Source organism: Pseudomonas sp. Pdm06, from assembly GCF_014851795.1.
GTDB classification, from domain to species: domain Bacteria; phylum Pseudomonadota; class Gammaproteobacteria; order Pseudomonadales; family Pseudomonadaceae; genus Aquipseudomonas; species Aquipseudomonas fluorescens_AA.
Map to the genome: position 1 here is coordinate 158,082 of NZ_JACVAH010000015.1, position 21,533 is coordinate 179,614.

General features: G+C 60.3%; 20 protein-coding genes and 1 pseudogene. 16 read left to right on the forward strand and 5 right to left on the reverse strand.

From position 1 onward, the window contains the following. Positions 1 to 360 precede the first annotated feature (360 nt). Complete coding sequence (locus tag IB266_RS23085; protein WP_063323888.1) at positions 361 to 1,683, forward strand: OprD family porin; 1,323 nt, start codon at positions 361 to 363, stop codon at positions 1,681 to 1,683. A gap of 83 nt (positions 1,684 to 1,766) precedes the next feature. On the opposite strand, the pseudogene IB266_RS30790 reads toward IB266_RS23085, so the two are convergent. Both IB266_RS30790 and mntA read right to left on the reverse strand, forming a co-directional pair. After that, a pseudogene (locus IB266_RS30790) lies at positions 1,767 to 1,894 on the reverse strand (toxin-antitoxin antitoxin component); the annotation flags it as partial. Next, positions 1,884 to 2,279, reverse strand: a complete 396-nt coding sequence (mntA, locus tag IB266_RS23090) for a type VII toxin-antitoxin system MntA family adenylyltransferase antitoxin (RefSeq protein ID WP_192262610.1) — start codon at positions 2,277 to 2,279, stop codon at positions 1,884 to 1,886. The pseudogene IB266_RS30790 and the gene mntA, both read right to left, overlap by 11 nt. Positions 2,280 to 2,614: 335 nt before the next feature. On the opposite strand from mntA, the gene IB266_RS23095 reads away from it, so the two are divergent. The 7 genes from IB266_RS23095 (at position 2,615) to IB266_RS23125 (ending at position 8,207) form a co-directional block, all read left to right on the forward strand. Beyond that, complete coding sequence (locus tag IB266_RS23095; RefSeq protein WP_024617266.1) at positions 2,615 to 3,253, forward strand: peroxiredoxin; 639 nt, start codon at positions 2,615 to 2,617, stop codon at positions 3,251 to 3,253. 296 nt (positions 3,254 to 3,549) lie between these two features. Next, a complete protein-coding gene (ssuE, locus tag IB266_RS23100; RefSeq protein WP_092203163.1) occupies positions 3,550 to 4,143 on the forward strand; it encodes an NADPH-dependent FMN reductase in 594 nt (197 codons plus the stop codon). A gap of 90 nt (positions 4,144 to 4,233) precedes the next feature. Next, on the forward strand, positions 4,234 to 5,199 hold the full coding sequence (locus tag IB266_RS23105) for a sulfonate ABC transporter substrate-binding protein (protein WP_060740149.1): 966 nt from the start codon (positions 4,234 to 4,236) through the stop codon (positions 5,197 to 5,199). A gap of 25 nt (positions 5,200 to 5,224) precedes the next feature. After that, positions 5,225 to 6,373, forward strand: a complete 1,149-nt coding sequence (gene ssuD / locus IB266_RS23110) for an FMNH2-dependent alkanesulfonate monooxygenase (protein ID WP_060740150.1) — start codon at positions 5,225 to 5,227, stop codon at positions 6,371 to 6,373. 7 nt (positions 6,374 to 6,380) lie between these two features. Beyond that, complete coding sequence (gene ssuC / locus IB266_RS23115; protein ID WP_060740151.1) at positions 6,381 to 7,163, forward strand: aliphatic sulfonate ABC transporter permease SsuC; 783 nt, start codon at positions 6,381 to 6,383, stop codon at positions 7,161 to 7,163. Beyond that, positions 7,160 to 7,966 (forward strand): aliphatic sulfonates ABC transporter ATP-binding protein, encoded by an 807-nt coding sequence (gene ssuB, locus IB266_RS23120; RefSeq protein ID WP_060740152.1) that lies wholly within the window; start codon positions 7,160 to 7,162, stop codon positions 7,964 to 7,966. Before ssuC ends, ssuB begins: the two co-directional genes overlap by 4 nt. A 25-nt stretch (positions 7,967 to 7,991) precedes the next feature. Then, entirely contained in the window at positions 7,992 to 8,207 is a 216-nt protein-coding gene (locus IB266_RS23125) for a TOBE domain-containing protein (RefSeq protein WP_003177394.1), read from the forward strand. A 208-nt stretch (positions 8,208 to 8,415) separates the two neighbouring features. On the opposite strand, the gene IB266_RS23130 is transcribed toward IB266_RS23125, so the two are convergent. Then, positions 8,416 to 9,054: a TetR/AcrR family transcriptional regulator gene (locus tag IB266_RS23130; RefSeq protein ID WP_192262612.1), complete on the reverse strand. Its 639-nt coding sequence runs from the start codon at positions 9,052 to 9,054 to the stop codon at positions 8,416 to 8,418. Between the two features lie 241 nt (positions 9,055 to 9,295). After that, positions 9,296 to 10,672, reverse strand: a complete 1,377-nt coding sequence (locus IB266_RS23135; RefSeq protein ID WP_025216023.1) for a glutamine synthetase family protein — start codon at positions 10,670 to 10,672, stop codon at positions 9,296 to 9,298. A 278-nt stretch (positions 10,673 to 10,950) separates the two neighbouring features. Between IB266_RS23135 and IB266_RS23140 the strand changes: the two genes are divergently transcribed. The 8 genes from IB266_RS23140 to IB266_RS23175 all read left to right on the forward strand — a co-directional run bounded on the left by IB266_RS23140 (position 10,951) and on the right by IB266_RS23175 (position 20,113). Then, the gene (locus IB266_RS23140) at positions 10,951 to 11,727 is read left to right on the forward strand and encodes a gamma-glutamyl-gamma-aminobutyrate hydrolase family protein (RefSeq protein ID WP_192262614.1); all 777 of its coding nucleotides are present in this window, start codon (positions 10,951 to 10,953) and stop codon (positions 11,725 to 11,727) included. Between the two features lie 40 nt (positions 11,728 to 11,767). Further along, positions 11,768 to 13,126, forward strand: coding sequence for a glutamine synthetase family protein (locus IB266_RS23145; protein WP_060740155.1), 1,359 nt, complete (start codon positions 11,768 to 11,770; stop codon positions 13,124 to 13,126). A 58-nt stretch (positions 13,127 to 13,184) separates the two neighbouring features. Further along, positions 13,185 to 14,549 carry an aspartate aminotransferase family protein gene (locus IB266_RS23150; RefSeq protein ID WP_103310517.1) on the forward strand — a complete coding sequence of 455 codons (1,365 nt, stop codon included), beginning with the start codon at positions 13,185 to 13,187 and terminating at the stop codon, positions 14,547 to 14,549. A gap of 181 nt (positions 14,550 to 14,730) precedes the next feature. After that, a complete protein-coding gene (locus IB266_RS23155) occupies positions 14,731 to 15,828 on the forward strand; it encodes a polyamine ABC transporter substrate-binding protein (RefSeq protein ID WP_060740157.1) in 1,098 nt (365 codons plus the stop codon). Between the two features lie 184 nt (positions 15,829 to 16,012). Then, on the forward strand, positions 16,013 to 17,110 hold the full coding sequence (locus tag IB266_RS23160) for a polyamine ABC transporter substrate-binding protein (RefSeq protein ID WP_072405949.1): 1,098 nt from the start codon (positions 16,013 to 16,015) through the stop codon (positions 17,108 to 17,110). Between the two features lie 59 nt (positions 17,111 to 17,169). After that, on the forward strand, positions 17,170 to 18,312 hold the full coding sequence (locus IB266_RS23165; RefSeq protein ID WP_060740159.1) for an ABC transporter ATP-binding protein: 1,143 nt from the start codon (positions 17,170 to 17,172) through the stop codon (positions 18,310 to 18,312). Beyond that, positions 18,309 to 19,229: an ABC transporter permease subunit gene (locus IB266_RS23170; protein ID WP_057449505.1), complete on the forward strand. Its 921-nt coding sequence runs from the start codon at positions 18,309 to 18,311 to the stop codon at positions 19,227 to 19,229. The genes IB266_RS23165 and IB266_RS23170 overlap by 4 nt, the downstream gene beginning before the upstream one ends. Beyond that, a complete protein-coding gene (locus IB266_RS23175) occupies positions 19,226 to 20,113 on the forward strand; it encodes an ABC transporter permease subunit (RefSeq protein WP_060740161.1) in 888 nt (295 codons plus the stop codon). The genes IB266_RS23170 and IB266_RS23175 overlap by 4 nt, the downstream gene beginning before the upstream one ends. Positions 20,114 to 21,117: 1,004 nt before the next feature. Here IB266_RS23175 and IB266_RS23180 read toward each other — a convergent pair. Then, positions 21,118 to 21,459, reverse strand: coding sequence for a carboxymuconolactone decarboxylase family protein (locus IB266_RS23180; RefSeq protein ID WP_014340738.1), 342 nt, complete (start codon positions 21,457 to 21,459; stop codon positions 21,118 to 21,120). Positions 21,460 to 21,533 lie beyond the last annotated feature (74 nt).

A 21,533-nucleotide genomic window follows, 5' to 3' on the forward strand; every position in this document is an offset into this window, starting at 1 on the left:
GAAGCCATGGGAAGCGCCGGAGCCTATTTCGCCGCAGGATGAGCGGCCCTCGCAAAAGCCCGATAAAACACCATTCAGTAATCCTCAACGTCGCCGATAAGCCTTGTCACGGCTTGATGACACTTCGATGGCAACCATATGTCGAAACGAGCTGAAAACTAACGAAACAATTCTTTTTGGATTTATAGAGAATCCATTATCCTGCGGGCCGGTGTCGCAGGGTTAGACCATGGTCGTAGTCACAAATGGTTACGATTGACTTGTTAGTCACGGTCTGGCGCTAATCGCGCATCCGCGGATTCCGGGCGTTCGATCCGGAACCAAAGACACACAAGAATTAGAAAACGAGAGGAGCGAAGCATGAACAAGTCCACCTTGGCCCTGGCTGTGGCCGTTGGGGTTTTGGCGCAGCAGGCAGGCGCCGCCGGTTTTATCGAAGACAGCAAGGCTACCTTGGGTCTGCGTAACTTCTACATCAACACGGATAACCGTGATTCGGCTGCTACAACGAACAAGTCTGAAGAATGGGGCCAAGGTTTCGACCTGCGCTTCACTTCCGGCTACACCCAAGGCACCGTCGGCTTCGGTATCGATGCCATCGGCCTGCTGGGTATCAGGCTGGATTCGGGCGGCGGTACCAACGGTGCCTCCAATAACAGCTACGGCGGCACGGTCTTCCCGAGCAAGTCCAACGGCGAAGCGGTGGATAACTTCTCCAGCCTGGGCCTGACCGCCAAGGCGAAGATCTCCCAGACCGAGCTGAAGCTGGGCACCCTGCAGCCAAAACTGCCGGTCATCGTGACCAACGATGGTCGTCTGCTGCCGCAAACCTTCCAGGGTGGCCAGATCACCTCGAACGAGATCAAGGACCTGACGCTCGTCGGCGGCCAGATCGAGCACGCCAAGGGTCGTAACTCCAGCAACAACGAGGAGTTGTCCATTGCCGGTGCGAACGGTCGTACCGCCAGCGGTCGCGACAGCAACAAGTTCATCTACGGTGGCGGTGACTACAAAATCACCAAGGACCTGACTGCCCAGTACTACTACGGCAACCTGGAAGACTTCTACAAGCAACACTTCCTGGGCCTGATCCACAACTGGGCCATCGGCCCGGGTGTACTGAAGTCCGACCTGCGTTATTTCAACAGCCGCAGCGACGGCGCCAATGGTCATGACTCCACCTACTACACCACTGGCTACTATGGCGGCAGCGTCACCAAGGGCAAGGTCGACAACAACCTGTACAGCGGCCTGTTCCTGTACACCGTTGCCGGTCACACCTTTGGTGGTGGTTACCAGGCGAGCAACGGCGACAGCGATTTCCCTTGGCTGAACCAGGGCGACGGTTCGTCGGCTTACCTGACCACCGACATGCAAATCGCCAAGTTCGCCCGTGCCGGTGAACGTACCTGGCAGGGTCGCTACTCGTACGACTTCGCCAAGCTCGGCGTTCCTGGCTTGACCGCTGGCGTCATCTACCTGCGCGGCGACAACATCGACCACGCCACCGGTGACAAGACCGAGTGGGAACGTGACATCACTGTTGGCTACGTCGTACCGGAAGGTGCGCTGAAGAACGTTGGCGTGATGTGGAAAAACGCTACCTGGCGCAACGACATCCCAGGTCAGCGCGACCAGGATGAAAACCGCCTGATCGTCAGCTACTCGATCCCGCTGCTGTAAGCAACGCGCTCACCTGACGAAAAAAAGCCCCGCCCGGCATCACGCCGGGCGGGGCTTTACGTTTTTGAGTCAGGAGTCGTTATCAGGATGGCCGAATCCTGGCGAGTGAAATCAGTCGCGAAGGTAGCGGGATCCTTCTCGTATCCTCCCGCACCCTGGCGACGCAACGCTCGATACTCGCTGCTTTGTTGATCAGTACGTCATCGGTCATACACGACGCCTTCCTTGTAAATATCTTCGAGCAAGCTTGCCCTAGCCTCGTCGAGAGCGGTCTTTTCGCTGAGAATAAAACACTCGAACAACCCGGCCTGTACGTCTCTGGCCCAGAGTCTCTGGCCTCGGGTCACGATCTGATATTGCATGACGGTGGTTGCCGCACGTAGGTCAATCAGATCCACCGGACTGCCAGCGATATCCGCCAAATCCCCTGAAAGCTGCCATAACGACACAGGGTCAACCTCGCCGGACAAGAGCACAGCCAAATCGACATCACTGTCAGGCCCGGCGGTGCCCTGTGCATGGCTACCAAAGAGGTAAACCGCCAGCAGACCAGGGAGTTGGTTTTGCAGATGAGTCAACAAGGCTTGAGTGTTCATGTTGCCTATCCTAGCCGCTCGTCCTGAAATCGCGTCAATAATTTCCGTAGTGTGGGTACAAAACAAAAAAAGCCCCGCCCGGCATCACGCCGGGCGGGGCTTTACGTTTTTCGAGTCGGGCCCACCCCTGTAGCCTTCCTCGAAACTTCTCCTCTTTCAGCAACTCGAGGCCTTCTCGAACCTCGATGACGATCTTGGGCCGGTAGGCGGAATGGCGCCAGTGAACAGTTTTTTATATTCACTAATGATCTAGATAAATGGATATTTATTCTTTTTAAATCAATCGAAATCGGTGCAAAGTTGGGCTCACGACAACCTCATCCAGGAGCCGCACCATGAGCCTCAGACTTGGCGACATCGCCCCCGACTTCGAACAGGATTCCAGCGCCGGCAAGATTCGCTTCCATGAATGGCTCGGCGATAGCTGGGGTGTGCTGTTTTCCCACCCGGCGGACTTCACACCGGTATGCACCACCGAGTTGGGCCTCACCGCCAAGCTCAAGGACGAGTTCGCCCAGCGCGGGGTCAAGGCCATTGCCCTTTCGGTGGACCCGGTGGACTCGCACCACAAGTGGATCGAGGACATCAACGAGACTCAGAACGCCGTGGTCAATTTTCCGATCCTGGCCGATGCCGACCGCAAGGTGTCGGACCTGTACGACCTGATCCACCCCAACGCCAGCGACACCTTGACCGTGCGCTCACTGTTCGTGATCGACCCGAACAAGAAGATTCGCCTGACCATCACCTATCCGGCCAGCACCGGGCGCAATTTCAACGAGATCCTGCGGGTGATCGATTCCCTGCAGCTGACCGACAACTACAAAGTCGCCACCCCGGCCAACTGGCAGGACGGTGATGAAGTGGTGATCGTGCCGTCGCTCAAGGATGAAGAGGAACTCAAGCAGCGCTTTCCCAAGGGTTACCGCGCCGTGAAGCCCTACCTGCGCCTCACCCCGCAACCCAATCGCTGACGTGTGGGAGCGAGCTTGCTCGCGATAGCGGTGTATCAGCCGACATCGACGCTGGCAGATCCGACACCATCGCGAGCAAGCTCGCTCCCACAGGTTGGTCTTTCTGTGCACCAAGGGTTTTGGCCGTTTCGACGGCCTTTTTTTATTGCGCCAAGGAAAGGATATTGAATATATCTATATTGCATAACCAAATGAATAAATATGATTTAAAGATATATGAATCCCCTGTTATGGTTTGACCCATGCAGCGAGATCGCCCGCCGCGAATCGCACGTGACAGTTAAGGAAGGGTAGGCATGTTGGTCGTCTCACTCGGTGGCAGTCCCAGCCAACGCTCCCGCTCAGGGGTGCTGCTGGAACGTTCGCAACGCTGGTTGCAGCAGCAAGGTGTGGAAGTGGTGAGTTATCAGGTACGCGACTTCCCGGCCGAAGATCTGCTCCATGCCCGTTTCGACAGCCCGAAGGTGGTCGACCTGCTCCAGCAGATCGAAAACGCTGATGGCCTGTTGATCGCCACGCCGGTGTACAAGGCGTCTTTTTCCGGCGCGCTGAAGACTGTGCTGGACCTGCTGCCTGAGCGCGCCCTGGCCCATAAAGTGGTGTTGCCGATGGCAACCGGCGGCAGCATCGCCCACATGCTGGCGGTGGACTACGCCCTCAAGCCGGTGTTGTCGGCGCTCAAGGCCCAGGAAATGCTCCACGGGATCTTTGCCGAAGACAGCCAGATCGCTTACGGCGAGGGCAGCGCCCAGGCGCAATTGACGCCGGCCCTGCAGCAGCGTCTGGACGAGGCGCTGGAACAGTTTTTCAGTGCCATGGCCCGTCGGCCCAGGCCGCTGGACCCCAATGTATTGAACGAACGTTTGCTGAGTGCTCGCTGGAGCATTTAAACCCCGAACACCCTGATTCAACTCACCTTACTCAGCCGCCAACGGCCCAGCAGGTGCAGCCAAAACCCCACAGCAAAAAGGAGAGGCGCCATGCGCACTGTCATTTTGCGTCGCGGGCTGGTCGCTCTGTTTGCTGCGGCTGTGTCCCTCGGCGTCATCGCTCAAGCTCAAGCCGAGACCTTGCGGATCGGTTATCAGAAATACGGCACGCTGGTGCTGCTCAAGGCCAAGGGGTCGTTGGAGAAGCGCCTCGCCGCCCAAGGCGTGGACGTGCAATGGACCGAGTTCCCCGGCGGCCCGCAGCTGCTGGAAGGCTTGAACGTCGGTTCCATCGACTTTGGCGTGACCGGTGAAACCCCGCCGGTGTTTGCCCAGGCCGCGGGCGCCGATCTGCTCTATGTCGCCTACGAACCACCGGCACCCACCAGCGAAGCCATCCTCGTGCCCAAGGGCTCGGCCATCCAGTCGGTGCAAGACCTGAAGGGCAAGAAGGTCGCGCTGAACAAAGGCTCCAACGTCCACTACCTGCTGGTGCGGGCGCTGGAAGACGCCGGCCTCAAGTATTCCGATATCCAGACTGTGTTCCTGCCGCCGGCCGACGCCCGTGCCGCGTTCGAACGGGGCAGCGTGGACGCCTGGGTGATCTGGGACCCGTACCAGGCTGCCGCCGAGCAACAGTTGCAGGCACGCACCCTGCGTGACGGCAAAGGCATCGTCGACAACCACCAGTTCTACCTCGCCACCAAACCCTATGCGCAGAAGCACCCGCAGGTCATCACGACCCTGGTGGAGGAAGTGCGCGCAGTCGGCGAGTGGTCCAAGGCCAACCCTGAAGACGTGACCAAGCAGGTCTCGCCGCTGCTCGGCCTGCCGGCGGACATCACCCTGACGTCGGTGAAGCGCCAAGGCTACGGGGCGCTGTTCCTCACGCCGGAAGTGGTGGCGGCACAACAGAAAATCGCCGACAGCTTCTACCAGCTCAAATTGATTCCCAAGCCCTTGAGCATCAAGGACGTGATCTGGACGCCGCCGGCGGCCGTCGCGAACGCGCAGTAATTCGATTCCTTTAGGAGACCACTCCATGAGCCTCAATATTTTCTGGTTCCTGCCTACCCACGGCGACGGCCATTACCTTGGCACTGCCGAAGGCGCCCGCGCCGTCGATCACGGTTACCTGCAGCAGGTCGCCCAGGCGGCGGATCGACTGGGCTTCGGCGGTGTGCTGATCCCCACCGGGCGTTCCTGCGAGGACTCCTGGCTGGTGGCCGCTTCGTTGATTCCCGTGACCCAGCGCCTGAAATTCCTGGTGGCCCTGCGCCCCGGGATCATTTCCCCGACGGTGGCGGCGCGTCAGGCCGCGACCCTCGACCGGTTGTCCGGCGGGCGGGCGTTGTTCAACCTGGTGACCGGCGGTGACCCGGACGAACTCGCCGGCGATGGCCTGTTCCTCGACCACGAGCAACGCTACCAGGCATCAGTGGAGTTCACCCGTATCTGGCGCCGGGTGCTGGAAGGCGAGACCGTGGATTACGACGGCGAGCACATCAGTGTGAAGGGCGCCAAGCTGCTCTATCCACCGATCCAGCAACCGCGTCCGCCGCTGTATTTCGGCGGCTCGTCGGAAGCCGCCCAGGACCTGGCGGCCGAGCAGGTGGAAATGGTGCTGACCTGGGGCGAGCCGCCCGCGGCCGTGGCGGAAAAAATCGCCCAGGTACGGGCCAAGGCGGCGAAGCTGGGCCGTACCGTGCGCTTCGGTATTCGCCTGCATGTGATCGTGCGGGAAACCAACGCCGAAGCCTGGCAGGCGGCCGACCGGCTGATCTCCCACCTGGACGATGACACCATCGCCCGTGCCCAGGCCTCCCTGGCGCGCTTCGATTCGGTGGGCCAACAACGCATGGCTGCCCTGCACGGTGGCCGTCGCGACAAGCTGGAAGTCAGCCCCAACCTCTGGGCCGGTGTCGGTCTGGTTCGCGGCGGTGCCGGTACGGCGCTGGTGGGCGATGGCCCGACCGTGGCGGCGCGGGTCAAGGAGTACGCTGACCTGGGCATCGACACCTTTATCTTCTCCGGTTATCCACACCTGGAAGAGTCCTATCGCGTGGCGGAACTGTTGTTCCCGCACCTGGACGTGGAGCGCCCTGAGCTACCGAAAAGCCAAGGTTATGTGAGCCCGTTCGGTGAAATGGTCGCCAACGACATTCTGCCCAAAGCCGCGTCCCAGAGCTGAGGCGGCCATGAAGAAAATCATCCACAACCTTGCGCCCTGGGCGGTGCCGCTGCTGTTGCTGGCGGTCTGGCAACTGTCGGTATCGGCTGGCTGGTTGTCCACGCGGATCCTGCCGGCACCGGTGGCGGTGATCGAAGCCGGGGTCAACCTGGTGCGCAGCGGCGAAATCTGGACACACCTGGCGATCAGCGGTTGGCGCGCAGCGGTCGGTTTTCTGATCGGCGGCGGCATCGGCCTGACCCTGGGCTTCATCACCGGGTTGTCGAAATGGGGCGAACGCCTGCTGGACAGCTCCGTGCAAATGGTCAGGAACGTCCCGCACCTGGCGCTGATTCCGCTGGTGATCCTGTGGTTCGGCATCGACGAGTCGGCGAAGATTTTCCTGGTGGCCCTGGGCACGTTGTTCCCCATCTACCTCAACACCTACCACGGGATTCGCAACGTCGACCCGGCGCTGGTGGAAATGTCCCGCAGCTACGGCTTGTCCGGCTTCAGCCTGTTTCGCCAGGTGATCCTGCCGGGTGCCTTGCCTTCGATCCTGGTGGGCGTGCGCTTTGCCCTGGGTTTCATGTGGCTGACGCTGATCGTGGCGGAAACCATCTCGGCCAGCTCCGGCATCGGTTACCTGGCGATGAATGCCCGGGAGTTCCTGCAGACCGATGTGGTGGTGCTGGCGATTCTCCTGTACGCCGTGCTGGGCAAATTGGCCGACCTGGCCGCTCGCGGGCTTGAGCGGGTCTGGCTGCGCTGGCACCCGGCGTACCAAGTGAACAAGGGAGGTGTGGCATGACCGCCCAACAACCTCCGCATCTGCTGCGTGGCATCCCGCTGGCGGTGCGCAAGCTGCAAAAAACCTTCGGCACGCGCCAGGTCTTGCGCGATATCGATCTGCATATTCCGGCCGGTCAGTTCGTGGCCGTGGTGGGTCGCAGTGGCTGTGGCAAAAGTACCTTGCTGCGTTTATTGGCTGGCCTCGATCAGCCCACCGGTGGACAGCTGTTGGCCGGTTCGGCGTCGTTGAGCGATGCGCGGGAAGATACGCGGCTGATGTTCCAGGAGGCACGTTTGCTGCCCTGGAAAAAAATCATCGATAACGTCGGCCTCGGCCTCAAGGGCAATTGGCGCCCGCAAGCGTTGCAGGCACTGGAAGCGGTGGGCCTGGCCGACCGCGCCCATGAGTGGCCGGCGGCGCTGTCCGGCGGCCAGAAGCAACGGGTGGCCCTGGCCCGCGCATTGATTCATAAGCCCCGGCTGTTGCTGCTCGACGAACCCTTGGGAGCGCTGGACGCCCTGACCCGTATCGAGATGCAGCAACTGATCGAAAACCTCTGGCGGCAGCACGGCTTCACGGTGTTGCTGGTGACCCACGACGTCAGCGAAGCGGTGGCGATTGCCGATCGGGTGATCCTGATCGAGGACGGCCAGATCGGCCTCGACCTGGCCATCGACCTGCCGCGTCCACGGGCTCGCGGCTCTCATCGCCTGGCGAGCCTGGAAACCGAAGTCCTCAACCGTGTGCTGTCCTTGCCCGGCCAACCGCCGGACCCCGAACCCGTTTCACCCTTGCCCACGCAGTTGCGTTGGGCGCAATAACTTCATCCAGACAGGAATCGACACCATGACTATCAAAGCCATCAACGTACGCAACCAGTTCAAAGGCACCATCAAGGAAATCGTCGAAGGCGACGTACTGTCGGAAATCGACGTGCAGACCGCTTCCGGCATCGTCACGTCGGTCATCACCACCCGCTCGGTCAAGGAGCTGGAGCTGGCGATCGGCAGCGAAGTGATCGCCTTCGTCAAATCCACCGAGGTGTCTATCGCCAAGTTGTGAACGATGCTTCACCCACAGCCCCGGACGGCGTGAGCCCTTCGGGGCTTTTCTATAGCGTAGTGCCGGTCAGTCAAGGACCAAGCGGCGCAGAAATCTGTGGGAGCAAAGCTTGCTCGCGATTGGGCATGACCGTTGAAAACCGTATCGGCTGGACCACCGCTATCGCGAGCAAGCTTTGCTCCCACGGGTCAACTGACAGTGGCTGTCATCACCGGATGGTTTCACGCTTGGGCAAATACGGCGGCAGGTACAGCCCCAGGTACGCATCGAACACCCGCATGCCTTCTTCGGCCATGCGTGGGGTGATCTGGCCGTGCTGCTGTATCGAGCGGGCGTAGACGCGATCGCCCAGCTCCATGGCCAGGGCGAACACATCGACGTCGCCGGGCAGGGGCGGCAGGGCGAAGTGGTGGTCGAACACCTTGTGCATCAAGTCACTCAGCTCGAGGTCGTGTTGGCGGTCGGCCTGGGTGACTTCGGTCAGGCCGTGCTGGGCCAGGATCAGTTGGCGAGCGGCGGCGTCCTGGTTGTAGATGGCGAGCATGCGCTGTTCCACCAGCCGTGACAGGTCGTGCCAATGGTTCAGCGCTGCATGATCGATCGGTGCTTGCAGGCCAGCGCGAAAAGCGGCGTGGACGTCGGCGGTCAGGGCTTCGAGCAGTGCCGGGACGCTGGCGAAGAAGTGGTACACGGAAGAGGGCGGGATCCCGGCGCGCTCGGCGACGCTGTAGATCGACAGGCTGGCCACGCCTTCGGCGGCAAGCAGCGTACGGGCGGCATCGAGAATGGTGTCGATCCGGGCCTGGCTGCGTGCGCGGGGTTTGCGGGGTGTGGCGATGCGTGTCATGAAGCTCTCCTGCGGGGCTGCCGGGCATTGTACGAGTCGGGTCCGGTGTTGTCTTCCCGGCCCTCATCGCGGGCAAGCCTTGCTCCCACAGAGCAATACTCAGTGAATCAGACCAAACGATCACAAAGCCCCCTGTGGGAGCTGAGCTTGCTCGCGATCCGCCGAAGGCGGCCATCCCTTCAAATACAAAAAAACGCCGCAGCCCCGAAGGCCTGCGGCGTTTCTTTTTTACCGCAACTGCTTACACGGTATGCAGGTACCAGTTGTACTCGAGGTCGGAGATGGAGTGTTCGAACTCCTCCAGCTCACTCTCCTTGCAGGCCACGAAGATATCGATGTATTTCGGATCGATGTACTTGGCCATGACTTCACTGTCGTCAAGCTCGCGCAGGGCATCGCGCAAGTTGTTCGGCAGGCTTTGCTCGTTTTGCTCGTAGCTGTTGCCTTCCACCGGCGCACCGGGCTCGATCTTGTTGACCAGGCCATGGTGCACGCCCGCCAACACGGCCGCCATCAGCAGGTAGGGGTTGGCATCGGCGCCGGCGACGCGGTGTTCCAGGCGCACGGCATCGGCCGAGCCGGTCGGCACGCGCAGGGCCACGGTGCGGTTGTCCAGGCCCCAGGTCGGCGAGTTCGGCACGTAGAACTGTGCGCCGAAACGACGGTAGGAGTTGACGTTCGGGCAGAGGAAAGCCATCTGCGCGGGCAGGGTCTCGAGCACACCGCCGATCGCGTGACGCAGTGCGGCGTTCTGCTCGGGATCCTCGCTGGCAAAGATATTCTTGCCGTCTTTATCCAGAATCGAAATGTGGACGTGCAACCCATTGCCCGCCTGGCCCGGATACGGCTTGGCCATGAAGGTGGTGTCCATTTCATGGTCGTAGGCGATGTTCTTGATCAGGCGCTTGAGCAGGACCGCATAGTCGCAAGCCTTGATCGGATCGGCCACGTGGTGCAGGTTCACTTCGAACTGCGCCGGGGCACTTTCCTTGACGATGGCGTCGGCAGGAATGCCTTGCTCCTTGGCCCCTTCCAGAATGTCCTGGAGGCAATCGACGTATTCGTCGAGGTCATCGATCAGGTAGACCTGGGTCGAATGCGGGCGTTTGCCGGAAATCGGCGAGCGAGGCGGTTGTGGGCGTCCATTCACGTTCTCCTGGTCGATCAGGTAGAACTCCAGCTCGAATGCGGCGCAGATGGTCAGGCCCAGTTCATCGAACTTGGTCACGACTTGGCGCAGGACTTCACGGGGATCGGCGAAGAAAGGTTCGCCTTCGAGTTCGTGCATGGTCATCAACAGTTGCGCAGTCGGGCGCTTCTGCCAAGGCTCGTTGCACAGGGTGTCAGGAATTGGATAACAGATCCGGTCAGCATCACCGATGTCCAGGCCCAGGCCGGTGCTTTCCACCGTAGAGCCATTGATATCCAGAGCAAATAAAGAGGCCGGCAGGTTGATGCCTTTCTCGTAAACCTTGTGGAGGCTGGTGCGTTCTATGCGCTTGCCGCGCACCACACCATTCATATCCGCAATCAGAAGGTCAACGTACAGAACCTCAGGATGTTCCTTAAGGAACGCGTTCGCTTCGTTAAGCTGAACGGCACGCGGGGGTACCGACATGATGCAACACCTTTGTTGTTAAAAATATCAATCATTGATCTCTTCGAAAGCCAGTCAACCCGAACGGCATGCCGAAGTCAAGCAGGGCCTTTTTTGCCCTAAAAAAGCACCTGCAGGGCTTTTTTGAGGCAATTTAGGGCGTTTTTTTCCCTTTAGGGGCCTTGGCGCCCGCAGGCTTGAGCGGGCCGTGTTGTATTTTTTACGGGGGTGTTGTGTAAAAAAATGAACAAGGCTAAGCTCGATTCAAACCCATAACAGCAATAATACCGGGGTGCTTCATGTCTCGCCTGCCGTTAATCGGCGTCACCACCTGCTCCAGGCAGATGGGTCTGCATGCTTATCACACCAGCGGCGATAAATATGCCCGGGCTGTCGCGACAGCCGCCAAGGGCTTGCCAGTGCTGGTCCCGTCCCTGGCGGATCTGTTCCCGCCGTCCGATATTCTGGACGCCCTGGACGGCATTCTTCTGACCGGCTCTCCTTCCAATGTAGAACCTTTTCATTATCAGGGCCCAGCCAGCGCGCCAGGCACTGCCCATGATCCTGCACGGGACGCCACCACCCTGCCGCTGTTCCGCGCCGCTGTCGAGGCGGGCGTCCCGGTGCTGGGCATTTGTCGTGGTTTCCAGGAGATGAACGTAGCCTTTGGCGGCAGCCTGCATCAGAAAGTTCATGAAGTCGGAACGTTCATCGATCATCGTGAAGACGATACTCAAGCGGTGGAGGTCCAATACGGTCCTGCCCACGCCGTGCACATCCAGCCTGGCGGCATACTGGCAGGCCTGGGGCTGCCCCAGTCGATTGAGGTCAACTCGATCCACAGCCAGGGCATCGAGCGCCTGGCGCCTGGGCTGCGGGCCGAAGCGGTGGCGCCGGATGGCCTGATCGAGGCCGTTTCGGTGCCAGAAGGCAAGGCTTTTGCTTTAGGTGTGCAATGGCACCCTGAATGGGAGGTAAGCTCTAACCCGCACTACCTTGCGATTTTCCAGGCATTTGGCGATGCCTGCCGAGCAAGGGCAACACAACGCGACGCAGATGCGTCAAACAACGCCTGACAACTAATAGCAGTCAGGAAACTCACGCCTAGAGGCATTTATGAGTAACAACCTCGACCAGCTCACCGATTGGTTGAAAGACCACAAGATCACAGAAGTCGAATGCATGATTGGCGACCTGACCGGTATCACCCGGGGCAAGATCTCGCCGACCAACAAGTTCATCGCCGAGAAAGGCATGCGCCTGCCCGAGAGCGTTCTGCTCCAGACCGTTACGGGCGACTATGTCGAAGACGACATCTATTACGAACTGCTCGACCCGGCTGACATCGACATGATCTGCCGCCCGGACGAGAACGCCGTGTTCCTTGTGCCCTGGGCCATCGAGCCCACCGCCCAGGTCATCCACGACGCCTACGACAAGCAGGGCAACCCCATCGAGCTGTCGCCGCGCAACGTGCTCAAGAAAGTGCTCAAGCTCTATGCCGACAAAGGTTGGCAGCCTATCGTCGCGCCGGAAATGGAGTTCTACCTGACCAAGCGCAGCGACGACCCGGACTTCCCGCTGCAACCGCCCATTGGCCGCTCCGGCCGCCCGGAAACCGGTCGCCAGTCTTTCTCGATCGAAGCGGCCAACGAATTCGATCCGCTGTTCGAAGACGTCTACGACTGGTGCGAACTGCAGGAGCTGGACCTCGATACCCTGATCCACGAGGACGGCACGGCGCAGATGGAAATCAATTTCCGTCACGGCGATGCCCTGTCCCTGGCCGACCAGATCCTGGTGTTCAAGCGCACCATGCGCGAGGCGGCACTCAAGCACGACGTGGCCGCCACCTTCATGGCCAAGCCCATGACCGGCGAGCCGGGCAGCGCGATGCACCTGCACCAGAGCATCATCGACAAGGAAACCGGCAAGAACGTCTTCTCCAATGAAGACGGGACCATGAGCGATCTGTTCCTGCACCACATCGGTGGCTTGCAGAAGTTCATCCCCGAGCTGTTGCCGCTGTTCGCCCCCAACGTCAACTCGTTCCGCCGCTTCCTGCCGGACACCTCGGCACCGGTGAACGTTGAGTGGGGCGAAGAGAACCGCACCGTGGGCCTGCGCGTGCCGGATGCCGGGCCGCAGAACCGTCGGGTGGAAAACCGTTTGCCGGGCGCCGACGCCAACCCGTACCTGGCGATTGCCGCCAGCCTGCTGTGTGGCTTCATCGGCATGGTCGAAGGCATCGATCCGAGCGCGCCGGTGGTGGGCCGTGGCTACGAACGCCGCAACCTGCGTTTGCCGCTGACCATCGAAGACGCCCTGGAACGCATGGAAAACAGCACCACCATCGAGAAATACCTGGGCAAGAAATTCATCACAGGCTACGTCGCGGTCAAGCGGGCCGAGCATGAAAACTTCAAGCGCGTCATCAGTTCGTGGGAGCGGGAATTCCTGCTCTTTGCCGTCTGAAGCGCCGGGCGAGGCTGCTTCAGGCAGCTTCGCCCCCACCGATAACAGGAGAATTCGCATGACCCGCAATAACCCGCAAACCCGTGAATGGCAGGCCCTGAGCAACGATCATCACTTGGCGCCGTTCAGCGATTTCAAGCAGCTCAAAGAGAAAGGCCCGCGCATCATCACCCACGCCAAGGGCGTCTACCTCTGGGACAGTGAAGGCAACAAGATCCTCGACGGCATGGCCGGCCTTTGGTGTGTGGCCGTCGGTTATGGCCGCGAGGAACTGGCCGACGCCGCCAGCCAGCAGATGCGTGAACTGCCGTACTACAACCTGTTCTTCCAGACGGCCCACCCGCCGGTGCTGGAATTGTCCAAAGCCATCGCCGACATCGCCCCTGAAGGCATGAACCACGTGTTCTTCACCGGCTCCGGCTCCGAGGGCAACGACACCATGCTGCGCATGGTCCGCCACTATTGGGCGATCAAGGGCCAGCCGAACAAGAAAGTCATCATCAGCCGCAAGAACGGTTATCACGGTTCGACCGTCGCGGGCGCGAGCCTGGGCGGCATGACCTACATGCACGAGCAGGGCGACCTGCCGATCCCGGGCATTGTCCACATCGCCCAGCCTTACTGGTTCGGTGAAGGCGGCGACATGAGCCCCGAAGAATTCGGCGTGTGGGCGGCCAACCAGTTGGAAGAAAAGATCCTGGAGATCGGCGTGGACAACGTCGGGGCCTTCATCGCCGAGCCGATCCAGGGCGCCGGTGGCGTGATCGTGCCGCCGGACAGCTACTGGCCGCGCATGAAGGAAATCCTCGCCAAGTACGACATTCTGTTCGTGGCCGACGAAGTGATCTGTGGCTTCGGCCGCACCGGTGAGTGGTTCGGTACCGACCATTACGGGTTGAAACCGCACATGATGACCATCGCCAAGGGCCTGACCTCCGGCTATATCCCCATGGGTGGGCTGATCGTGCGCGACGACGTGGTCGCGGTGCTCAACGAAGGCGGTGACTTCAACCACGGGTTTACCTACTCCGGTCACCCGGTGGCCGCGGCGGTGGCCCTGGAAAACATCCGCATCCTGCGCGACGAGAAGATCATCGAGCGTGTCCACAGCGAAACGGCACCCTATTTGCAGAAGCGTTTGCGGGAACTGAACGATCATCCGCTGGTGGGTGAAGTACGCGGGGTCGGTTTGCTGGGGGCGATCGAGCTGGTCCAGGACAAGGCCACGCGCAAACGCTACGAAGGCAAGGGCGTGGGCATGATCTGCCGGCAGTTCTGCTTCGATAACGGGCTGATCATGCGCGCGGTGGGCGACACCATGATCATTGCGCCGCCGCTGGTGATCAGCAAGGCCGAGATCGATGAATTGGTGACCAAGGCGCGGCAGTGCCTGGACCTGACGCTCAGTGCGTTGCAGGGCTAAGTGCTAGGCTCTGAGCGAGGTGCCGGTACAGGCCTCGCCCAGCGTGAACAAAAGGCTGGGCTTGTGTTGAAAGCCTGCCCTGTAACTTGCCAGACTACCGACTGTTCAAGTTGCCCGCGAGCCGGCTACTGAACGTGGCTAAAAAGAATAACTGGAGCATCAATCCATGAAGGCATTAGGTATGAAGATAGCTGGCAAGACCCTCCTCGCCATGTCACTGATGGGCGTGATGGCGGGCGCCGTCCAGGCGGACGACAAAGTGCTGCATGTCTACAACTGGTCCGACTACATTGCGCCGGACACCGTCGCCAAGTTCGAGAAAGAAACGGGGATCAAAGTCGTCTACGACGTGTTCGACAGCAACGAAACCCTGGAAGCCAAGTTGCTGGCCGGCAAGTCCGGTTATGACATCGTGGTGCCGTCGAACAACTTCCTGGCCAAGCAGATCAAGGCCGGCGTCTACCAGGAGCTGGACAAGTCCAAGCTGCCGAACTGGAAGAACCTGGACACCGACCTGCTCAAGGCTGTCGGCGATGCCAGCGACCAGGGCAACAAACACGCCTTCCCTTACATGTGGGGCACCATCGGCATCGGTTACAACCCCGAGAAGGTCAAGGCCGCATTGGGCGTCGACAAGATCGATTCCTGGGACACCCTGCTCAAGCCCGAGAACATCGCCAAGCTCAAGAGCTGCGGCGTGAGCTTCCTCGATTCGCCAACCGAAATGATTCCGGTGGCCCTGCATTACCTTGGCTACCCGACCGACAGCCAGGACAAGAAACAACTGGCCGAGGCCGAAGCACTGTTCCTCAAGTTGCGTCCATCGATCGGTTACTTCCATTCCTCCAAGTACATTTCCGACCTGGCCAACGGCAACATCTGCGTCGCCGTGGGCTACTCGGGTGATATCGAGCAATCCAAGAGCCGTGCTGCCGAGGCTGGCGGCAAAGTGAAAGTGGCCTACACCATTCCCAAGGAAGGTGCCGGTTCGTTCTACGACATGGTCGCCATTCCCAAGGATGCCGAAAATGTCGAGGCCGCTTATAAATGGATGAACTTCATCATGCAGCCGGAAATCATGGCGCAGATCACCGACAACGTGCGTTTCCCTAACGGCAACAAGGCCGCCACCGCGTTGGTGGACAAGGAAATCTCCGGTGACCCGAGCATTTACCCATCGGACGAAGTGAAGGCCAAGCTGTACGCCATCAGCGATCTGCCGCCCGCGACTCAGCGGATCCTGACCCGCAGCTGGACCAAGATCAAATCCGGTAAATAAGCCGGTCTGAAGCATCCTCCTGTTGTCGCTGGCATCGCCGCGGCGGCAACAGGAGCAGCTCAATAACTAAAAGTTTTGCTGGATCGGTTTATCGAGGGTAAGTTGCGCGCCGGTTTTGTTGCAGGGTCCATCGTGGCCAAGTAACGGGGGCAACTTGGGCCCAACTATTTAAGAGGACCTCCACGTGCCAGTCTTTTCTTTGTTACGCAACGCCTTGCTGGTCGGCGCCGGCCTGACGCTCGCCGTCAGTGTCCAGGCCGCTTCCACCGTGCATATTTATAATTGGTCGGACTACATCGGCGAGACCACCCTGGCGGATTTCGAAAAAGCCACTGGCATCAAGCCGGTGTATGACGTGTTCGACTCCAACGAAACCCTGGAAGGCAAGTTGCTGGCCGGACGTACCGGTTACGACGTGGTCGTGCCGTCCAACCACTTCCTGGGCAAGCAGATCAAGGCCGGGGCGTTCCAGAAACTCGACAAGGCGCAGTTGCCCAACTACGCCAACCTCGACCCTGCGCTGCTCAAGCGCCTGGAAAAGAACGACCCGGGCAACCAGTACGCCGTGCCTTACCTCTGGGGCACCAACGGCATCGGCTATAACGTCGAGAAGATCAAGGCGGTCCTGGGCGTCGAGAAGATCGATTCGTGGGCCATGCTGTTCGAACCGGAAAACATCAAGAAGCTGTCCAGCTGCGGTGTTTCGTTCCTCGACTCGGGCGACGAAATGATCCCGGCGATGCTCAATTACCTGGGCCTGAACCCCAACAGCGAAGACCCCGAAGATTACAAGAAGGCCGAGGCGCAGCTGCTCAAGATCCGGCCTTACGTGACCTATTTCAATTCCTCCAAGTACATCTCCGACCTGGCCAATGGCGAGATCTGCGTGGCGGCCGGTTTCTCCGGCGACATCTTCCAGGCCCGTGCTCGTGCCAGCGAGGCCGGCAAGGGCGTCAACATCGCCTACGTGATTCCCAAGGAAGGCGGCAATCTCTGGTTCGACATGCTGGCGATCCCGCGCGACGCCACCAACGTCAAGCAAGCGCATGCCTTCATCAACTATGTGCTCAAGCCTGAGGTCATCGCCCAGGTCAGCGACGTTGTCGGTTATGCCAACCCGAACCCGAAGGCTGGCGAACTGATGGATCAGAAAGTACGCACCGATGAAGCGGTTTATCCACCGCAGGCGGTCGTCGACAAGCTCTACGTCAACTCCGAGTTGCCGCCCAAGATCCAACGACTCATGACCCGCAGCTGGACCAAGGTCAAGTCGGGTAAATAACCTCAACACTCTTGTTCGTCCGCGTGGGGCGAACTGCAAATTCTGTGGGAGTTTCGTAAATGGCAGTTGCCTCCGGCGCCTATAAGAAAGCCCTCGAGGGCGACCAGACACCCAAGCAGGTGCTGGTCAAAATCGACCGGGTCACGAAGAAGTTCGACGAGACGATTGCCGTGGACGATGTGTCCCTGGAGATCAAGAAAGGCGAGATCTTCGCCTTGCTCGGCGGTTCGGGATCGGGCAAATCCACCTTGCTGCGCATGCTGGCCGGTTTCGAGCGGCCCACCGAGGGGCGGATTTTCCTCGACGGTGTGGACATCACCGACATGCCGCCCTATGAGCGGCCGATCAACATGATGTTCCAGTCCTACGCCCTGTTCCCGCACATGACCGTGGCGCAGAACATCGCTTTCGGCCTGCAACAGGACAAGATCCCGAAGGCCGAGATCGATGCCCGCGTAGCGGAGATGCTCAAGCTGGTGCAGATGAGCCAGTACGCCAAGCGCAAGCCGCACCAGCTCTCCGGCGGCCAGCGCCAGCGTGTGGCCCTGGCCCGTTCCCTGGCCAAGCGGCCGAAGCTGTTGTTGCTCGACGAGCCGATGGGCGCGCTGGATAAGAAACTGCGCTCGCAGATGCAGTTGGAGTTGGTGGAGATCATCGAGCGGGTTGGCGTGACCTGCGTCATGGTGACCCACGATCAGGAAGAGGCCATGACCATGGCCGAACGTATCGCGATCATGCACCTGGGCTGGATCGCCCAGATCGGCAGCCCGATCGACATCTACGAGACCCCGACCAGCCGGCTGGTCTGCGAGTTCATCGGCAACGTCAACATCTTCGAGACCGAAGTGGTGGACGACGCCGAAGGCCACGCGGTGCTGACCTGCAAGGACCTGGACCGCAACATCTACGTCGGCCACGGCATCAGCACCTCGGTGCAGGACAAGTCCGTGACCTACGCCATTCGCCCGGAAAAACTGCTGGTCACTTCCGAGCCGCCGACCTGCGAGCACAACTGGTCCAGCGGCAAGGTCCATGACATCGCCTACCTGGGCGGCCACTCGGTGTTCTACGTCGAGCTGCCGAGCGGCAAGCTGGTGCAGTCCTTCGTCGCCAACGCCGAACGCCGTGGCCAGCGCCCGACCTGGGGCGACCAGGTGTTCGTCTGGTGGGAAGACGACAGCGGCGTGGTACTTCGCTCATGAACATGCGCAAACTCAAACGCCGACTCGATCGAATAACGCCCGGTGGCCGCCAACTGGTCATCGGGGTGCCCTTCATCTGGCTGTTCCTGTTCTTCATGCTGCCGTTCTTCATCGTCCTGAAGATCAGCTTTGCCGAAGCCGACGTGGCCATCCCGCCGTACACCGAGATCTACAGCTACGTCGACCAGAAGCTGCAGGTGCTGCTCAACCTCGCCAACTACGCGATGCTGAGCGAGGACGAGTTGTACATCGCCGCCTACCTCGGCTCGCTGAAGATGGCCCTGATCAGCACGGTCTTGTGCCTGCTGATCGGCTACCCGATGGCCTATGGCATCGCCAATGCCCGCAAAGAGATGCAGACGGTGCTGGTGCTGCTGATCATGATGCCGACCTGGACCGCGATCCTGATCCGCGTCTACGCGTGGATGGGCATCCTCAGCAACAACGGCTTGCTCAACGGCTTTTTGCTGAGCATGGGTTGGATCAGCGAACCGCTGCAGATCCTCAACACCAACCTGGCGGTGTATATCGGGGTCGTCTACTCCTATCTGCCGTTCATGATCCTGCCGTTGTACGCCAACCTGGTGAAACATGACGCCAGCCTGTTGGAAGCCGCGTCGGACCTGGGGTCGAGCACCTTCAACAGCTTCTGGAAAATCACCGTGCCGCTGTCCAAGAACGGCATCGTCGCCGGCTGCATGCTGGTGTTCATCCCCGTGGTGGGCGAGTTCGTGATCCCGGAGCTGCTGGGCGGCCCGGAAACCCTGATGATCGGCAAAGTGCTGTGGCAGGAATTCTTCAATAACCGAGACTGGCCGGTGGCATCCGCCCTGGCGGTGGTGATGCTGGCGATCCTGATCGTGCCCATCATCCTGTTCAACCGCAGTCAGGCCAAAGAAATGGAGGGCAAGGAATGAAGCGCTTCAGTTTTTCAAGCCTGATGCTGGTGCTGGGTTTGCTGTTCATCTACGCACCGATGCTGATCCTGGTGATCTATTCGTTCAACGCCTCGAAACTGGTGACGGTGTGGGGCGGCTGGTCGATCAAGTGGTACGTCGGCCTGCTGGACAACAGTCAGCTGATGGGCTCGGTGGTGCGCTCGCTGGAAATCGCCTGCTACACGGCGATTGCCGCGGTGGCCCTGGGGACGCTGGCGGCCTTCGTGTTGACCCGCATCACTCACTTCAAGGGCCGCACGTTGTTCGGCGGCCTGGTCACCGCGCCGCTGGTGATGCCGGAAGTCATCACCGGCCTGTCGCTGTTGCTGCTGTTCGTCGCCATGGCGCAAATGATTGGCTGGCCCCAGGAGCGTGGCATCGTCACGATCTGGATCGCCCACACCACGTTCTGCGCGGCCTATGTGGCGGTGGTGGTCTCGGCACGCTTGCGTGAGTTGGACCTGTCCATCGAAGAGGCAGCCATGGACCTGGGTGCCCGGCCGTGGAAGGTGTTCTTTTTGATCACCATCCCGATGATCGCGCCGTCGCTGGCGGCGGGGGGCATGATGTCCTTCGCGTTGTCCCTGGATGACCTGGTGCTGGCGAGCTTCGTCTCCGGTCCCGGTTCGACCACCTTGCCGATGGAAGTATTCTCGGCCGTGCGCCTGGGGGTAAAACCGGAAATCAACGCCGTGGCGAGCCTGATCCTGCTGGCGGTGTCGCTGGTGACCTTCCTGGTCTGGTACTTCAGCCGCCGCGCCGAAGAGAATCGCAAGCGCGCGATCCAGCAAGCCATCGAAGAAAGCGCCGCCGACTCCTGGAAACAACCGGAAGTCCGCCGGGCCGAGACCGCACCGGTCTAACCCGACGCAGCTCTACCTGTGGGAGCGAGCTTGCTCGCGATAGCGGTGAGACAGTCGACGAAGATGTTGAATGTCAGTACGCCTTCGCGAGCAAGCCCGCTCCCACAGTTTTTTGGGGCGCCTACAAATCCGCAGTCGAACGCAGAGCCCATTGTGGGAGCGGGCTTGCTCGCGATAGCGGTGAGACAGTCGACGAAAAGGTTGAATGTCAGTCCGCCTTCGCGAGCAAGCCCGCTCCCACAGTTTTTTGGGTCGCCTACCAATCCGCAGCCGAACGCAGATCCCATTGTGGGAGCGAGCTTGCTCGCGATAGCGGTGAGACAGTCGACGAAAAGGTTGAATGTCAGTCCGCCTTCGCGAGCAAGCCCGCTCCCACAGTTTTTTGGGTCGCCTACAAATCCGCAGTCGAACGCAGATCCCATTGTGGGAGCGGGCTTGCTCGCGATAGCGGTGAGACAGTCGACGAAGATGTTGAATGTCAGTCCGCCTTCGCGAGCAAGCTCGCTCCCACAGTTTTTGGGGCGCCTACAAATCCGCAGCCGAACGCAGAGCCCATTGTGGGAGCGGGCTTGCTCGCGATAGCGGTGAGACAGTCGACGAAGATGTTGAATGTCAGTACGCCTTCGCGAGCAAGCCCGCTCCCACAGTTTTTTGGGGCGCCTACAAATCCGCAGCCGAACGCAGATCCCATTGTGGGAGCGGGCTTGCTCGCGAAAGCGATGTGACAGTCGACGAAGATGTTGAATGTCAGTCCGCCTTCGCGAGCAAGCTCGCTCCCACAGTTTTTGGGGCGCCTACAAATCCGCAGCCGAACGCAGAGCCCATTTTGGGAACGAGCTTGCTCGCGAAAGCGATGTGACAGTCGACGAAGATGTTGAATGTCAGTCCGCCTTCGCGAGCAAGCCCGCTCCCACAGGTCTTTTTGTTGCCCACAAATCCGGGGGACAGACCCCAATCCAATGTGGGAGCGAGCTTGCTCGCGATAGCGGTTCAGTTATCGCCGCTCATTTCTTCAGCGCGTCATGGGCCTCCAGGGCTCGCAGGGAATAGATGTACGCCGCGCCGGCATTCAATGACACGGCGGTGGCCAGGGTGGCGGCGATTTCTTCGCGGGTGGCGCCGGCCTTGATGGCGGCGTCGGTGTGTACGCCAATGCAGCCGTCGCAGCGGGTGGTGATGGCCACGGCGATGGAGATCAGCTCGCGGGTCTTGGCATCGAGCACGTTGTTTTCAGCCGCGGCTTCGTCCAGGGCCATGTAGGCCTTGACCATCTTCGGATTGCTCTTGCCCAGGGCGCCAAAGGCGCTCTTGATGGTGGGCAGCAGTTCGGACCAGTTATTGAACATAGCGTTGACTCCTGTGAGAGAGGCGGGGAAGTGGGCCCCTGTAGTCTTGACCATCCGTGACGATCGAGCCCGGT

Coding starts and splice junctions, on each gene's coding strand:
- IB266_RS23140 (WP_192262614.1), top strand. CDS start 10,951: ATGTCTCGCCTGCCGTTAATCGGCGTCACCACCTGCTCCAGGCAGATG.
- IB266_RS23145 (WP_060740155.1), top strand. CDS start 11,768: ATGAGTAACAACCTCGACCAGCTCACCGATTGGTTGAAAGACCACAAG.
- ssuB (WP_060740152.1), top strand. CDS start 7,160: ATGACCGCCCAACAACCTCCGCATCTGCTGCGTGGCATCCCGCTGGCG.
- IB266_RS23155 (WP_060740157.1), top strand. CDS start 14,731: ATGAAGATAGCTGGCAAGACCCTCCTCGCCATGTCACTGATGGGCGTG.
- IB266_RS23175 (WP_060740161.1), top strand. CDS start 19,226: ATGAAGCGCTTCAGTTTTTCAAGCCTGATGCTGGTGCTGGGTTTGCTG.
- IB266_RS23180 (WP_014340738.1), bottom strand. CDS start 21,459: ATGTTCAATAACTGGTCCGAACTGCTGCCCACCATCAAGAGCGCCTTT.
- mntA (WP_192262610.1), bottom strand. CDS start 2,279: ATGAACACTCAAGCCTTGTTGACTCATCTGCAAAACCAACTCCCTGGT.
- IB266_RS23085 (WP_063323888.1), top strand. CDS start 361: ATGAACAAGTCCACCTTGGCCCTGGCTGTGGCCGTTGGGGTTTTGGCG.
- IB266_RS23150 (WP_103310517.1), top strand. CDS start 13,185: ATGACCCGCAATAACCCGCAAACCCGTGAATGGCAGGCCCTGAGCAAC.
- IB266_RS23095 (WP_024617266.1), top strand. CDS start 2,615: ATGAGCCTCAGACTTGGCGACATCGCCCCCGACTTCGAACAGGATTCC.
- IB266_RS23165 (WP_060740159.1), top strand. CDS start 17,170: ATGGCAGTTGCCTCCGGCGCCTATAAGAAAGCCCTCGAGGGCGACCAG.
- ssuE (WP_092203163.1), top strand. CDS start 3,550: ATGTTGGTCGTCTCACTCGGTGGCAGTCCCAGCCAACGCTCCCGCTCA.
- IB266_RS23135 (WP_025216023.1), bottom strand. CDS start 10,672: ATGTCGGTACCCCCGCGTGCCGTTCAGCTTAACGAAGCGAACGCGTTC.
- IB266_RS23105 (WP_060740149.1), top strand. CDS start 4,234: ATGCGCACTGTCATTTTGCGTCGCGGGCTGGTCGCTCTGTTTGCTGCG.
- IB266_RS23130 (WP_192262612.1), bottom strand. CDS start 9,054: ATGACACGCATCGCCACACCCCGCAAACCCCGCGCACGCAGCCAGGCC.
- IB266_RS23125 (WP_003177394.1), top strand. CDS start 7,992: ATGACTATCAAAGCCATCAACGTACGCAACCAGTTCAAAGGCACCATC.
- ssuD (WP_060740150.1), top strand. CDS start 5,225: ATGAGCCTCAATATTTTCTGGTTCCTGCCTACCCACGGCGACGGCCAT.
- IB266_RS23170 (WP_057449505.1), top strand. CDS start 18,309: ATGAACATGCGCAAACTCAAACGCCGACTCGATCGAATAACGCCCGGT.
- ssuC (WP_060740151.1), top strand. CDS start 6,381: ATGAAGAAAATCATCCACAACCTTGCGCCCTGGGCGGTGCCGCTGCTG.